Below are 14,769 nucleotides of genomic sequence, written 5' to 3'. Positions count from 1 at the left end.
AATCTGCAACTCAGGCTAAACCAAGCCTACACGATTGTGGTGTGCGAAGGGAGAATAAAACCATACCAGGCGGGAACCAAGGTTGGGTCAGGCCATCAGGCTCTCCCCCCGTCTCGGACTCAACGGGGAGAGAGTATAGCATAAGGTAATATGACGTCGTGTTACTGCGGCGTAAAACGGCGTAAATGCTGTACCGTTGCCAGCCAGGCCGCCAACCAACCGATCATCGTTGCGACCAACAGCAGCAGCAAGCACTCATCCCAGCTCAAACCATGCAGCGTAAAGCTGGTACCGAAGACCGAGGCCACACGGGAGACCGCGCCCCCCAGCTGCCAGACCATCGTCTGAGACAGGATCAGCGATAACAAGGCGCCACAGAATCCCAGTAAGGCTCCGCCATTGAGGAAGGGACGTAAAATAAAACCGTCGGTCGCCCCGATCAACTTCATCACATTGATTGTATCACGGCGACTGAAGATGCTCAGGCGTACGCTGTTACCGATCACCAGGAACACCGCCACCACCATCAATACGCCGATCATCCCGGCCACCTGGCCGACCAACCCCGTCAGCGCGGCCAAGCGGGCGAACCAGCTATCGTCCATACGCACCTCATCCACGCCTTGCACCGCCGCCACGCGATCGCGTAGAGAGTTCAGGGTCGCGCTACTCTCAAAGTTGAGTTTAGGCGTGATGATTGCCACCGCCGGCAGCGGGTTCTCCTCCAACATATCCAAGGCACCACCGAAACCGGACCAGTTCCGGAACTCGCCTAATGCCTCTTCACGCGACAGGTAATTGACCTTCGCCACACCATCCTGCTGCTTGAGGGTGGCGATCACCTGGCTGGCCGCATCGTCATCTAGCGCCTTATCCAGATATACCGTCAACTGCGGTGTCGGATACCACTGGGTCGCGGCCTCGCTGACATTCTTATAAACCAGATAGCACACACTCGGCAGCGTCAAGGAGATGGCGATAACCATCACCGTCAGCAGGGTCGCTAACGGCTGGCGTAGCATATCCGCCAGGGTGTTCAACCAAGCATAGCGCCACTGCTCGCGCCAACCGCCGCGCAGCGCCTTGCTCTTGTCCGGGCGACGGGTATGGGATTTATTGCTCATGCTGGACACCTCCCGCCATGCGTCCCTGACTGAGGGTCAAGATGCGATAACGACGCCGGGCGATCAGCCCCATATCGTGCGTCGCCATCAGCACCGTCACCCCGACACGGTTAAACTCTTCGAACAGGCGCAAAATACCTTCGGATAAGGCCTCATCCAGATTACCGGTCGGCTCATCCGCCAGTAGCACCGCCGGCTTATTGACCACCGCCCGAGCGATGCCGACCCGTTGCTGCTCACCGCCGGAAAGTTGGATAGGGAAGTTCTTCGCCTTATCCAATAAACCGACTTTATCCAGCGCCGCCGACACGCGGCGACGGATATCCTCGCTGCTGGCGCCGGAGATGATCAACGGCATCGCCACGTTATCGTACACCGTGCGATCCAACAGCAGATGGTGATCCTGGAAGATCATCCCGATCTGGCGCCGTAGAAACGGCACCTCGCGGTTTTTCAACCGGCTGATATCGTGACCGCTAAACCAGATGTGCCCGGCACTCGGGCGCTCAATACCGCAAATCAGCTTCAGCAGGGTACTCTTCCCCGCCCCGGAGTGGCCGGTCAAGAACGCCATCTCCCCTTGCTTCAGGTGAAAATCCACCCCCTGCAAGGCCTGACGACCGCCCAGATACGCTTTACTGACCTGTTCGAAGCGAATCATCCGTTTTAATCCTCTCGGGCAAAAAGTGCCTCAATAAAATCATCCGCCTTAAAGGGACGCAAATCTTCGATGCCTTCCCCGACGCCGATGTAGCGAATCGGGATACCGAACTGATCGGCGACGGCGAAGATCACCCCGCCCTTGGCGGTACCATCCAGCTTAGTGAGGGTGATACCCGTCAGACCGACGGCCTCATGGAACAGACGCGCCTGGCTGATCGCATTCTGCCCGGTGCTGGCATCAATCGTCAGCATCACCTCGTGAGGCGCTTGCTCATCCAGCTTCTTCATCACCCGCACGATCTTCTTCAACTCTTCCATCAGGTGAGACTTATTCTGCAGGCGTCCCGCCGTATCGGCGATCAACACATCCACCTTGCGCGCCTTGGCCGCCTGGATGGCATCGAAGATCACCGAGGCCGAATCGGCGCCGGTATGCTGGGCGATCACAGGAATATGATTGCGCTCACCCCAGACCTGCAACTGTTCGACGGCCGCGGCACGGAAGGTATCCCCAGCCGCCAGCATCACCGACTTTCCCTGAGCCTGGAACTGACGAGCCAGCTTGCCGATGGTGGTAGTCTTACCCACACCGTTAACACCGACCATTAAGATGACGAACGGCTGATGCCCGCTAATATCCAACGGCGCATCCACCTTATGCAGGATCTCACCCATCTCCTGTTTTAACTTGCCGTACAGCGCCTCGGCATCTTTCAGCTCTTTACGACTGGCATGCGTGGTTAGCGTATCGATGATTTTACGCGTGGTATCCACACCGACATCGGCGACCAGCAGCTGCTCTTCCAATTCATCGAACAGATCATCATCGATCTTCTTACCGCGGAACAGGCCAAAAAAACCGGAGCCGAGGTTTTGACGCGTCTTGACCAAGCTGCGCTTCAAACGGGCGAAGAAGCCCTCCTTGGTTGGTTTTTCCTGCTCACGGGCACTGACCGGCGCGGGCGAAGCCGCCTCCTCGGTGACGATATCTTGCAGGTCCACGGTCTCCTGCGAACGCGCCACCTCGGCCAGTTCGCTGATAGCGCTCTCTGGGTGATGAGCCTCTTCGCTGGCCAACGCCTCGTCTTGCTCGGCAGGTGTCTCCTCTAACGCGACGGTGGCTAAGGCCGCGGCATCGACCACGAGAGCCTCCTGCGCCGCTTGCTCTGCCTGCTCTGCCTGCTCTGCCTGCTCTGCCTGCTCTGCCTGCTCTGCCTGCTCTGCCTGCTCTGCCTGCTCTGCCTGCTCTGCCTGCTCTGCCTGCTCTGCCTGCTCTGCCTGCTCTGCCTGCTCTGCCTGCTCTGCCTGCTCTGCCTGCTCTGCCTGCTCTGCCTGCTCTGCCTGCTCTGCCTGCTCTGCCTGCTCTGCCTGCTCTGCCTGCTCTGCCTGCTCTGCCTGCTCTGCCTGCTCTGCCTGCTCTGCCTGCTCTGCCTGCTCTGCAGCGAGCATCGACGCGGTAGGCGCCGTGTCAAGCGGTAAGGTTTCGCTGGGGGTCAACGCTGACTGTGCGCTGCTCTCCGACTCACGTCGCTCGGCCTCCGGCTCAACGACTGGCGTTGGCGTGGCCTGCTCTTCCGACTGCGCCTCTGGCTCCTGTTGACGGCCAAATCCCAGCCAAGAGAAAAATCCACGTTTCTTATCTTTTGCCATCTTACGACTCTACTCCCGCCTCAAATCTTGGCTATAAGCGGACTCCCACCATGGGCTGGCGCGGACAACGCCGCGCGGCGAGAGACACAAATTCAATTTACAAAATACCAACCGATGAGTTTATCACTTAACCGCTGTACACAACATGGATGTCACCGGGTTTCGGGTGGCATTTCAATCAATAAAGGATTAGGCTGTGTCGCGCAATCATCTGTATTGCCGGAGCCGGAGCAGAGCGCTCCCGCAATCATCCGCCAGATTGTCCCGTCCCCAGCGGCGCGCAAACTGGCCACAGGGTGACGTATTCCCCTGTCTCCGATTTCCTCAACAACATTAACAGAATAGATGGCAAAAAAACCTCACGCACAACCCAGCGGACAGATCCGCATCATCGCCGGGCAGTGGCGCGGCCGCAAGCTGCCAGTGCCCGATAGCCCAGGATTACGCCCGACCACCGACCGGGTACGCGAAACCCTGTTCAACTGGTTGGCACCGATCCTGCCCGATAGTCGTTGCCTGGACGTCTTCGCCGGAAGCGGTGCCCTGGGATTCGAGGCCATCTCTCGCTATGCCGCGCACGCCACGCTGCTAGAGGCCGATCGTCACGTCGCAGCCGGTCTGCGTAAAAACGCGGCTCTGCTTAACTGTTCACAGATCAGCGTCGTTCATACCGATGCGTTACGCTTCTTAGCTCAGCCAGGTGAACCCTATCAGGTGGTATTTCTCGATCCGCCCTTCCGCAAAGGGCTCTTGAACGACACCCTGTTCCTGTTGGAAAGTCAGGGGTGGCTGGCCGACGACGCCTGGATCTATGTCGAATGCGAAGCCGAAGGGCCTGCACTGGTATTGCCAGCGAGTTGGAGCTTACAACGCGAGAAACACGCCGGTCAGGTCGCCTACCGCCTGTATCATCGCCAAAACGATGCCGCGCACCAGGAGATAATAGATGATGTGGATTAATCTGGGTCGCTTGCTGATGCTGGGCGTATGGGGGTTTATGTTGGCGAACCTGTTGCATGCCTTCCCGCGCCCACTGAATATTTTCGTCAACGTCGCGATGGTTTTCACCGTGTTAATGCACGGCCTACAGGTCACCCTGCTGAAGAGCACCCTGCCAGCCGATAACCGTAAGCTGGGATTCTGGCAGGAGCTGCGCATCTTCCTGTTCGGCGTATTCGAGCTACTCGCCTGGCAGAAGAGGCAGCCCCGCAACAAGCCCTAATCACGGACGCCGCTCAGGCGGCGTCGGGGGTAAAGCTGATAAAACGGCTACCCTGCACCCGCAGAATACCCTGCATGCCTGGGACTAACTCGGCGCACGCCTGCTCGGGTAGGGTAAAACGCAGCGCGCTACCGTCCACAGCACTGAATTGCACGCGATAACGCTGCGTTTCGGCAACGATCTCTTCCCGTTGACGCGAACGCAATGGCGAAGGCAAGGCCTGCTTCTCCGTCAGCGTCGCTCGCAAACTATGCGCTATCGCCGCCGCATCGGCCGCGCTCTGGCGGCGCTGCTGAACAAAACGCTGAGCCGCCAGCAGGGCAATCACCACCACCACGATGATGAAGAACAACGGCGGCCGACTCATCCGGGTTTCTTCCCACTAAACAGAGGGAAGGCCGCCACGTTGTCTCCCAGATCAGAGATGCTCGCGCTTCCTCGCTCGGTGACTGCATCGATGCGGATCACCGCCTGGATCGGAATATAGCTACGCGTGACACCGGCGAATTCATTCTTCAGTCTCTCCTCGCTCGGGTCCACCAATAAGGTGGCCTGGCTACCGAAGATAAAATCGGCGATCTCGATGAAACCGAACAGATTACTCTGTACGATCTCCCGCACATACAGCTGATAGTTTTTGCCGTTATTCATAAACTGGATGCGGTATAGCGGCTGACTGGACATGGTGCTAGGTCGACTCTCCCGTAAATGTTTCCTCTCACGTGCGCTGCTCACCGGTGCGGGTACGTCCTGCTTGGGTGCCGGAGACGTACCCCCGACGCGGTCAGCCAATGCACATCACTGTTTGCGGACACAGCCTAACATAGCCGACCGCGCCTGGACACCGGGCACGGGAAGCCATTGTCGCCCGACGCGCCTTCCCCTACACTCAAACGATGGATATCCCTGGCGCGCGGCGCTGATCCCCCACCCAATGTTAGGAGGACGCATGAGTTGGGCATTTCTGGCGGTTCTTTTTTCCGGCTGGCTATATGTCGATGCCAGTTACCGAGGCCCGAGCTGGCAACGCTGGCTATTTAAGCCGTTAACGCTGTTGTTACTGCTGTTGCTGGGCTGGAATGCCCCGCAGCTCGGCCCGAGCGGTTACTTTATCTTGTGCGGCTTGCTGGCGACATTGATCGCCGATGCCTTGCTGCTACTGCCGCGCGAGCGGATGCTCTATGCCATCGGCGCCCTATTCCTCAGCCAGTTGCTGTATACCATCGGCTTCGCCAGCGGTATGACCATGGCCCTGTACTGGCCCCCGCTGCTGATCCTGCTGGCTATCGGTGTGGTGCTCCTGGCCATCATCTGGGGGAGATTGGATACGCTGCGTTGGCCGGTCGTGACCTATGTGGCGATGATGTTGGTGATGGTCTGGATGGCGGGGGCGCAATACTTCGCTCGCGGCGACGATCAGGGCTTCTCCCTGTTGCTCGGCGCCTGGCTGCTGCTGTTAGCCAATAGCATCTGGCTGATCGATCGCTTCCGCGTCCAATTCCGCGCCGCCGGCGCCATCATCGCCTTCGGCTACTTCGTCGGTCTTTTCCTGATCGTCCGCTCGCTGTATCTGTGATCATGCTGCCGGCCCGTCGCGCACGGGCCGGTCGCGATTATTCCCGACCGTACAAACGCCGATTCATCGACTCGATGCGCCCCTGTAAGAGGCGATTTTGTAACGTCTTAGTCCAACTGGCCGCTAATCCGGCGCAAGCCAACAAACGACGATATTCCGCCTGATCAAACGGCATATGCAGGACGATGGCGATACACTCCGCCACGCTGATCTCACTATTACGCGTCACCAGCTCCAATGGATGACGCTCACCGACACGCCCCTCCGACAGCACCCGGTATAGCCAACCGCAACGACCGCTCTGCTGCATCTGGTAGGCGAAATCTTCGGTAGCCAATAGCTGATTCAGCTTATAGCAGGGTGAGCGGGGCTGAGTCACCTGGATCAACGCCTCTCCCCAACGGTAAATATCGCCGATAAAGACCGACGACTCATCCAACCCCAGGGTAGAAAGATTCTCACCGAATAACGCCGCCTCGAAGCGCTCCGCCTGCTGCGGATAGCATTGACGCCAGTAGGCATAGTGCTCACGCGGATAGTGACACAATGCCCGATCGGCACCGCCATGCACGCGTAGCTCCGCCTGTTCATCGCCAGCCAACCCCAAACGCTGCAATACCAGCGCATCCGCCATCTGACGTTTGGCGATAGCACTGTTCTTTCCGCCGACAAATGGGGCACAGCGGCCAATATAGACTTCGGGATAGTGCATGACACCAACTCCTGTGTAACGAGAAACCAGATAGATTGTTTAGCCGGTCGCGATCACGAGCACGCCTCAGGCACCATACAGCCGTTGTGGATGCGTAAAGATGGTCCCCTTACCGGGGCGGCAAAAACCAACCAGCGTCAGGTTGCAGCGCTCCGCCACCTCGATGGCTAACGTGGTCGCGGCGGAGACGGCAAATAGGATTTCGACGCCACACATCGCCGCCTTCTGTACCATCTCATAACTGGCGCGGCTCGAAACCAGTAATGCCCCCGCCTGCCAGGTCGGTTGATGGGCACGCCGCCCCAGCAGTTTATCCAGCGCCACGTGGCGCCCGACATCCTCACAGCCACCTAATAGGGTACCCTGTTCATCCAGCCAGGCGGCGGCATGGGTGCAACCGGTCAGGTTGCCGATCGTCTGCACATCGCGTAACTGTGCCAAAGCCCGATCCAATACGGCCAGATCGAAGCGTTGCTGGAAGGGTAACGGCGCCAGAGGACGCAACGCATCGCCGATCTGTTCAACGCCACAGACCCCACAGCCGGTACGCCCGGCCAATGAACGCCGACGCGCCTTCAATGCCATGAAGCAACGGCTCGACAGTTCGATCTGCACCTCGAGTCCCTGGCAGGCCGTCTGCACCTCAATACCATAGATATCCTGCGGCGTACGAATGATCCCCTCAGAGAGGGAAAAACCGAGAGCAAACGCCTCCAGATCCTTCGGCGAGGCCATCATCACCACATGGGAAATCCCGTTATACACCAAGGCGACGGGGACTTCATTCGCTACCCAGTCGGGGTGTGCCTGCGTCAGGTCGGTACGCGACCAGACCTGATGCGTCGTGGCGCCACACACGTTATGTGACGCCGGATCTACGCGCTTATTCACGATTCACATCCACCAATTTGATCAAAACGGGGAAACGCCACCATCGATCGCCAGATAATAAATCAAGCGCGATCAATTTTAACCACATTAATTACCATGCTTAGCATGTAACGAGACAATGGCTCCAATAATTTGAATTACATAGCAAAAATAGAAAAAACATGAAAATAACAGGCTATTTCGCTAGCAAAACATACTCTTATTTAAAACCTATTCGTAACATTTCAATATACTTCCATGGTAAAGTACACATAGGGAAATCATACCCAAAAAAGCGATACGCAATAACAAACAATGAAAAGGAAACGCACCGGCGGCATCGGGCACGTCGGCGCCTTTCGATAAACAATGTGGTTATTTGAGGAGCAATCCATGCAAGTCAGCAGAAGACAATTCTTCAGGATCTGCGCTGGCGGTATGGCAGGAACAACGGCTGCGGTGTTGGGGTTCGCCCCATCACTGGCTTTAGCGCAGACCCGGCAGTACAAACTACTGCGCGCTAAAGAGACCCGTAACACCTGTACATACTGTTCCGTTGGTTGTGGGCTGTTGATGTACAGCCTAGGTGATGGCGCCAAAAACGCCAAAGAGAACATCTTCCATATCGAGGGGGATCCGGATCATCCTGTTAACCGTGGCGCGCTGTGCCCGAAGGGCGCCGGCCTTATCGACTTCATTCACAGCGAATCCCGTCTTCAGTACCCGGAATATCGCGCCCCGGGCTCCAACGCCTGGCAGCGCATCAGTTGGGATGAAGCCTTCACCCGCATCGCTCGCCTGATCAAGCAAGACCGCGACGCCAACTTTATCGCCACCAACGAGCAGGGCGTCACCGTCAACCGCTGGCTGAGTACCGGGATGCTGTGCGCCTCGGCCTCCAGCAACGAAACCGGCTACCTGACGCAGAAATTCAGCCGTTCACTGGGGATGCTGGCAGTCGATAACCAAGCGCGTGTCTGACACGGACCAACGGTAGCAAGTCTTGCTCCAACATTTGGTCGCGGTGCCATGACCAACCACTGGGTCGACATCAAGAACGCCAATCTGATCGTGGTGATGGGCGGTAATGCCGCCGAAGCGCACCCGGTCGGCTTCCGCTGGGCGATGGAAGCCAAGATCCATAACAACGCCAAGTTGATCGTCATCGATCCGCGCTTTACCCGTACCGCCTCCGTGGCCGATTTCTATACGCCGATCCGCTCGGGTACCGATATCGTCTTCCTGTCCGGGGTCCTGCGCTATCTGATCGATAACAACAAGATCAATGCCGAGTATGTGAAGAACTACACCAACGCCAGTCTGTTAGTGCGTGAGGACTTCAGCTTCGAGGAGGGTCTGTTCAGCGGCTACGACGCCGAGAAGCGCCGTTACGACAAGAGTAGCTGGAACTACCAGTTTGACGAACAGGGCTTCGCCAAGCGTGACGATACCCTGCAGGATCCCCGTTGCGTATGGAACCTGTTGCGTCAACATGTCGCGCGTTACACGCCGGAAGTGGTCGAGAACCTCTGTGGCACCCCGCGCGCCGACTTCCTCCAGGTATGTGAATATATCGCCGAGACCAGCGCGCCGGATAAGACCACCTCCTTCCTGTATGCCTTGGGCTGGACCCAACATACGGTCGGCGCACAAAACATCCGCACCATGGCGATGATCCAGCTGCTGCTGGGCAACATGGGGATGGCAGGCGGTGGCGTCAACGCCCTGCGCGGTCACTCTAACATTCAAGGGTTGACCGACCTGGGGCTTCTCTCCACCAGCCTGCCGGGTTACCTCAGCCTGCCGTCGGAGAAACAACCGGATCTCGCCAGCTACCTGGCGGCCACCACGCCGAAGCCAACCCTGCCCGGTCAGGTCAACTACTGGGGCAATACGCCCAAGTTCTTCGTCAGCCTGATGAAGGCCTTCTATGGCGATAAGGCACAGGCACAGAATAACTGGGGCTTCGACTGGTTGCCGAAGTGGGACAAGGGCTATGACGTCCTACAGTATTTCGAGATGATGTCGCAAGGTAAGGTCAACGGCTATATCTGCCAAGGCTTTAACCCGGTCGCTTCCTTCCCGAATAAAAACAAGGTAATCGACTGTCTCTCCAAGCTGAAATTCTTGGTAACTATCGATCCGCTGAACACCGAGACCGCCAGCTTCTGGCAGAATCACGGTGAGCTGAATGCGGTCGATCCGTCCACCATTCAGACCGAGGTGTTCCGCCTGCCATCGACCTGCTTCGCCGAGGAGGAGGGTTCTATCGTCAACTCGGGCCGCTGGTTACAGTGGCACTGGAAAGGCGCCGATGCCCCGGGGATCGCCCTCAATGACGGTGCGATCCTCTCCGGCATCTTCCTGCGTCTGCGCGAGATGTATGCGAAAGAGGGGGGCGCGCTGCCGGAGGCGGTGCTGAACATGTCTTGGGACTACCTGACGCCGGACAACCCACATCCGGAAGAGGTCGCGCGCGAGAATAACGGACGCGCCCTGGCCGATCTGGTCGATCCGACCAGTGGTGCGGTGATCGTCAAGAAGGGGCAACAGCTCAGCTCGTTCGCCCAGTTGCGTGACGATGGCAGTACCGCCAGCGGCTGCTGGATCTTCGCCGGTAGCTGGACCGAAGCGGGTAACCAGATGGCGCGTCGTGACAACAGCGATCCCTCCGGTCTGGGTAACACCCTGGGCTGGGCCTGGGCGTGGCCGCTTAACCGTCGCATCCTGTACAACCGCGCCTCGGCCGATCCGGCAGGGAAACCCTGGGATCCCAAGCGTGAACTGCTGCACTGGGATGGCGCCAAGTGGGTCGGTATCGATATCGCCGACTACAGCAATGCACCGCCCAACAGCGGCGTCGGGCCATTCATCATGCAGCCGGAGGGGATGGGGCGTCTGTTCGCCATCGATAAGATGGCCGAGGGGCCGTTCCCAGAACACTATGAGCCGTTCGAAACGCCGCTGGGAACCAACCCGCTGCACCCGAACGTGGTCTCCAACCCGGCGGCACGTGTCTTCAAGGACGATCTGGCGCAGATGGGCAAGGCGGAACAGTTCCCCTATGTCGGTACGACCTATCGCCTGACCGAGCACTTCCACTACTGGACTAAACACGCGCTGCTGAACGCGATCATCCAACCGGAACAGTTCGTGGAGATCGGTGAGCGCCTGGCCAACAGCAAGGGTATCGCCCATGGCGATACGGTTAAGGTCAGCTCTAACCGTGGCTATATCAAGGCGAAGGCGGTGGTAACCAAACGCCTACGCACCCTGAAGGTCAACGGCAAGGAGGTCGATACCATCGGCATCCCGATCCACTGGGGTTACCTGGGCGTAGCGCGTCCCGGTTTCTTGGCCAACACACTGACGCCATTCGTCGGTGACGCCAATACGCAGACGCCGGAGTACAAGGCGTTCCTGGTTAACGTGGAAAAGGTGTAACGGAGGCTAACCTTGTCAATGCAATCTCAAGACATTATCAGGCGTTCGGCCACCAACTCCCTGACGCCGCCGCCTAATGGGCGTAATCACCAGGAAGAGGTCGCCAAGCTGATCGACGTCACCACCTGTGTCGGCTGTAAAGCCTGCCAGGTGGGCTGTTCGGAATGGAACGATATCCGTGATGAAGTCGGTCACTGCGTCGGGGTGTATGACAACCCCGCCGATTTGACGGCCAAGTCCTGGACGGTGATGCGCTTCTCCGAAGTGGAGGAGAACGGCAAACTGGAGTGGCTGATCCGCAAAGATGGCTGCATGCACTGCGCCGATCCCGGCTGCCTGAAAGCCTGTCCCTCGGCGGGGGCGATCATCCAGTACGCCAACGGCATCGTCGACTTCCAATCGGAGCACTGCATCGGCTGCGGCTACTGCATCGCCGGTTGTCCGTTCAACGTGCCGCGGATGAATCCGGAAGATAAGCGGGTATATAAATGTACCCTGTGCGTCGACCGCGTCGCCGTCGGTCAGGAACCGGCTTGCGTCAAGACCTGCCCGACGGGCGCCATTCACTTTGGCACCAAAGAGGCGATGAAAACCCTGGCCGCCGAGCGCGTTAGCGAACTACAGGGCCGTGGTTTCGCCAATGCCGGTCTGTACGATCCGCCCGGGGTTGGCGGCACCCATGTGATGTATGTGTTGCATCATGCCGATCGGCCAGAGTTGTATCACAACCTGCCGAAGGATCCGCAGATCGCGACGCCAATCACCCTGTGGAAGGATGTGCTCAAGCCGGTCGCCTTTGCCGGATTTATCGCGACCTTTATCGGCCTGATCTACCACTACATCGCCGTCGGCCCCAACACGGAAGAGGAGGACGATGACGATCAGGGGCACTCAGACGTCGGCACGACGACGCCGCACGACGCCGATCAGCCGCACGCCAAGAAGGAGGATAGCCATGAGCAAAAATAACCTCATCCTGCGCACCCGATTTATCGATCGGGCCTGCCACTGGACGGTGGTGATCTCCTTCTTCCTGGTTGCGCTGTCCGGGATCGCGTTGTTCTTTCCGACGCTCCAGTGGTTAACAGAGACCTTTGGCACACCGCAGATGGGGCGTATCCTGCACCCCTTCTTCGGCGTATTGATCTTTGTTACCCTGCTGGTGATGTTTTTCCGTTTCGTGAAATATAACCTGTTCAGCCGCCAAGACATTCCCTGGTTTAAGGGAATCGTCGAGGTACTGAAAGGTAACGAACACCTCGTGGCACGTGTCGGTAAGTACAACCCGGGACAGAAGGCGATGTTCTGGAGCATCATGAGCTTGATTCTGGTGCTATTGGTCACCGGTATCATCATCTGGCGCCCCTACTTCGCGGACCTTTTCCCGATCCCCCTGGTGCGTTATGCCCTATTGCTGCACGCCATCGCCGCCATCGTGCTGATCCAAGCCATCCTGGTTCATATCTACATGGCGTTCTGGGTGAAAGGCTCGATCAAGGGCATGATCGAAGGTAAGGTCAGTCGCCGCTGGGCCAGAAAGCATCATCCACGCTGGCTGCAAGAGGTGGAAGAACAGGAGGCGCGTACCAAGAAAGCGCCTCGCTAAGGCGGTGCCTCAACGCCGCATACGTACCTGCCGTCCCACCTGGGGCGGCAGGCACAATAACTTCTCTCTTATCGATTAGATGAAACGCTATGAGCATCCGTATTCTTCCGCAAGAGCAGCTCGGTAACGAACACCGTACCAGCGCCTTGGGTCCGATTCCTCCTCTGCTGCTGCCTCACCTCCAGCATCTCTACAGCCGACGCGCGGCACGTCTGCGCACCCTGGCCGAAGAGAATCCGCTCGGTGACTACCTGCGCTTCGCCGCCGAATTGGCCGATGCCCAGCAACAGGCACTCTTCGACCACCCGCTAACGCTCGATCTCGCGCCGGTCATCGCCAACGCGGCCTCCTGTGGTACGCCGCCGCTCGACATCAAGACCTTTGCCCGTACCCCGCACTGGCAACGCCTGCTGTTAGCCATCATCGCCGAACTCCGCCCCAACGCGGCCGCACATATCTTGCCGGTTCTCGAAGGGTTGGAGAAGTGTGCCGCCGGCGAGCGCGAAGCCCTGGCCAGCGCCCTGCTAGCGGGTGACTATGCCACTGTCGGCAGCGATCGCGCCCTGTTCCTGTGGGCGGCGCTCTCCCTCTACTGGGCGCAGATGGCGAGCCAGCTACCGGGGCGAGCGCAAGCCGACTACGGCGAGCAACGCCACTTCTGCCCGGTGTGCGGTAGCATGCCGGTGAGTAGCGTGGTCCATATCGGCGGCAGCAACGGTCTGCGCTACCTGCACTGTGGTTTGTGCGAAAGCGAATGGCATATGGTGCGCGTGAAGTGCAGTAACTGCGAGGAGAGCCGCGATCTGAGCTATTGGTCGCTGGAGAGCGAGCAGGCGGCGGTGAAAGCCGAGAGCTGCGGCGACTGCGGCAGCTACCTGAAGATCCTGTATCAGGAGAAGGAAGCCGAACTCGACGCCGTCGCCGACGATCTCGCCACCCTATTGCTGGATGCCAAGATGGAGGAAGCGGGCTTCGCGCGCAGCAGCCTCAACCCGTTCCTGTTCCCGGCAGAGTAACGGGGACGCCGTCCCGCCAAACGGTGGGACGCCCCGGAGCTCGGGCGTGACCAGCGTGTCACGCCCCTCCTGAGAGCATCAGGCCTGATGTAAGTACATCTGACGCAGATAGTGCGGCACCGCATCATCGGCGTTACTGCCGATCACCTCGCACTGCGCAAGGAGATCTTTCAGGCGCTGATGGGCATCGGCCATGATGCACCCCTTGCCAGCCATCTCGAGCATCTCCAGGTCATTCATACCATCGCCAAAGGCGATGCAATCGCGCAGCGTATAACCCAGGCGACGCGCCACATACTCCAACGCATGTCCCTTCGATACCCCACCGGCCATCACCTCCAAACAAGTGGGCAGCGAGAAGCTGACATTGACCCGATCGCCCCAGCGCGCGTTGATCGCCGCCTCGAGTGGCAACAGCCGCTCATGGTCGGCGCAGGTGTAATAGACCTTGCAGATGCCATCCGTCGGCAGCATCGCCGGCTCGAAGACGTGGTAATGGAACACCGACTCCTGGAAGAACTCACGCTGCGAGGGATCTTCACGATTCATAAACCAGTCGTCGTTACGGTAGACATTGGTAAGGATCGCCGGATCATCGTGCACGATCGTGAAGAGATCGTGGGCAATATCCGGATCGACGTTATGGCTGAAGATCAGCTCGCCGAGCGGGTCATGCACCCGAGCGCCGTTCGAGGTGATCATGAAGGCTTTAATCCCTAAGCTATCACGTACCTGTGCGATATCGATGTGATGGCGGCCAGTGGCGAACACGAAGTTCACCCCCTGTTGGGTCAACAGACGCAGGGTATCGCGGGCGAACGGGGTCAGGGTATGGGCGGGAGACAGCAGGGTACCGTCCATGTCCGAAGCTACAATCTGATACATA

General features: G+C 58.6%; 15 protein-coding genes. 7 read left to right on the top strand and 8 right to left on the bottom strand.

The window, feature by feature from the left end:
• Positions 1–161: 161 nt before the first annotated feature.
• From ftsX to ftsY, 3 genes are read right to left on the bottom strand one after another with little or no spacing between them, the layout of a single operon-like run.
• On the bottom strand, positions 162–1,124 hold the full coding sequence (ftsX, locus tag DCL27_RS00995; RefSeq protein ID WP_005290617.1) for a permease-like cell division protein FtsX: 963 nt from the start codon (positions 1,122–1,124) through the stop codon (positions 162–164).
• Positions 1,114–1,785, bottom strand: a complete 672-nt coding sequence (ftsE, locus tag DCL27_RS00990; protein ID WP_005290620.1) for a cell division ATP-binding protein FtsE — start codon at positions 1,783–1,785, stop codon at positions 1,114–1,116. The genes ftsX and ftsE overlap by 11 nt, the downstream gene beginning before the upstream one ends.
• 5 nt (positions 1,786–1,790) lie before the next feature.
• Positions 1,791–3,437, bottom strand: a complete 1,647-nt coding sequence (gene ftsY / locus DCL27_RS00985) for a signal recognition particle-docking protein FtsY (RefSeq protein WP_228594463.1) — start codon at positions 3,435–3,437, stop codon at positions 1,791–1,793.
• Positions 3,438–3,782: 345 nt separating this feature from the next.
• Here ftsY and rsmD point away from each other — a divergent pair, with 345 nt between their 5' ends.
• Entirely contained in the window at positions 3,783–4,397 is a 615-nt protein-coding gene (gene rsmD / locus DCL27_RS00980) for a 16S rRNA (guanine(966)-N(2))-methyltransferase (RefSeq protein WP_005290625.1), read from the top strand.
• On the top strand, positions 4,387–4,659 hold the full coding sequence (locus tag DCL27_RS00975; RefSeq protein ID WP_024522676.1) for a DUF1145 family protein: 273 nt from the start codon (positions 4,387–4,389) through the stop codon (positions 4,657–4,659). The genes rsmD and DCL27_RS00975 overlap by 11 nt, the downstream gene beginning before the upstream one ends.
• A 13-nt stretch (positions 4,660–4,672) precedes the next feature.
• On the opposite strand, the gene DCL27_RS00970 is transcribed toward DCL27_RS00975, so the two are convergent.
• Together DCL27_RS00970 and DCL27_RS00965 are read right to left on the bottom strand one after the other, a co-directional pair.
• Positions 4,673–5,026 (bottom strand): DUF2500 family protein, encoded by a 354-nt coding sequence (locus DCL27_RS00970; RefSeq protein WP_035596632.1) that lies wholly within the window; start codon positions 5,024–5,026, stop codon positions 4,673–4,675.
• A complete protein-coding gene (locus DCL27_RS00965) occupies positions 5,023–5,343 on the bottom strand; it encodes a DUF1820 family protein (protein ID WP_005290633.1) in 321 nt (106 codons plus the stop codon). The genes DCL27_RS00970 and DCL27_RS00965 overlap by 4 nt, the downstream gene beginning before the upstream one ends.
• A gap of 265 nt (positions 5,344–5,608) precedes the next feature.
• On the opposite strand from DCL27_RS00965, the gene DCL27_RS00960 reads away from it, so the two are divergent.
• A complete protein-coding gene (locus DCL27_RS00960; protein ID WP_035596634.1) occupies positions 5,609–6,235 on the top strand; it encodes a lysoplasmalogenase in 627 nt (208 codons plus the stop codon).
• Positions 6,236–6,272: 37 nt separating this feature from the next.
• On the opposite strand, the gene yiiM is transcribed toward DCL27_RS00960, so the two are convergent.
• Both yiiM and fdhD read right to left on the bottom strand, forming a co-directional pair.
• The gene (gene yiiM, locus DCL27_RS00955; RefSeq protein WP_005290639.1) at positions 6,273–6,947 is read right to left on the bottom strand and encodes a 6-hydroxyaminopurine reductase; all 675 of its coding nucleotides are present in this window, start codon (positions 6,945–6,947) and stop codon (positions 6,273–6,275) included.
• A 66-nt stretch (positions 6,948–7,013) separates the two neighbouring features.
• Positions 7,014–7,838, bottom strand: coding sequence for a formate dehydrogenase accessory sulfurtransferase FdhD (gene fdhD / locus DCL27_RS00950; protein WP_035596638.1), 825 nt, complete (start codon positions 7,836–7,838; stop codon positions 7,014–7,016).
• Positions 7,839–8,210: 372 nt separating this feature from the next.
• Here fdhD and fdnG point away from each other — a divergent pair, with 372 nt between their 5' ends.
• The 4 genes from fdnG (at position 8,211) to fdhE (ending at position 13,883) form a co-directional block, all read left to right on the top strand.
• Positions 8,211–11,261, top strand: coding sequence for a formate dehydrogenase-N subunit alpha (gene fdnG / locus DCL27_RS00945; RefSeq protein ID WP_005295502.1), 3,051 nt, complete (start codon positions 8,211–8,213; stop codon positions 11,259–11,261).
• A gap of 12 nt (positions 11,262–11,273) precedes the next feature.
• A complete protein-coding gene (fdxH, locus tag DCL27_RS00940; protein WP_035596641.1) occupies positions 11,274–12,230 on the top strand; it encodes a formate dehydrogenase subunit beta in 957 nt (318 codons plus the stop codon).
• Complete coding sequence (gene fdnI / locus DCL27_RS00935; protein ID WP_005290658.1) at positions 12,217–12,867, top strand: formate dehydrogenase-N subunit gamma; 651 nt, start codon at positions 12,217–12,219, stop codon at positions 12,865–12,867. The genes fdxH and fdnI overlap by 14 nt, the downstream gene beginning before the upstream one ends.
• 89 nt (positions 12,868–12,956) lie before the next feature.
• Entirely contained in the window at positions 12,957–13,883 is a 927-nt protein-coding gene (fdhE, locus tag DCL27_RS00930) for a formate dehydrogenase accessory protein FdhE (RefSeq protein ID WP_005290662.1), read from the top strand.
• Between the two features lie 78 nt (positions 13,884–13,961).
• On the opposite strand, the gene yigL is transcribed toward fdhE, so the two are convergent.
• On the bottom strand, positions 13,962–14,768 hold the full coding sequence (yigL, locus tag DCL27_RS00925) for a sugar/pyridoxal phosphate phosphatase YigL (protein WP_005290667.1): 807 nt from the start codon (positions 14,766–14,768) through the stop codon (positions 13,962–13,964).
• Position 14,769 lies beyond the last annotated feature (1 nt).

The sequence above is a fragment of the Edwardsiella tarda ATCC 15947 = NBRC 105688 genome (assembly GCF_003113495.2).
GTDB classification, from domain to species: domain Bacteria; phylum Pseudomonadota; class Gammaproteobacteria; order Enterobacterales; family Enterobacteriaceae; genus Edwardsiella; species Edwardsiella tarda.
This window is presented reverse-complemented; position numbering and strand designations above follow the sequence as displayed.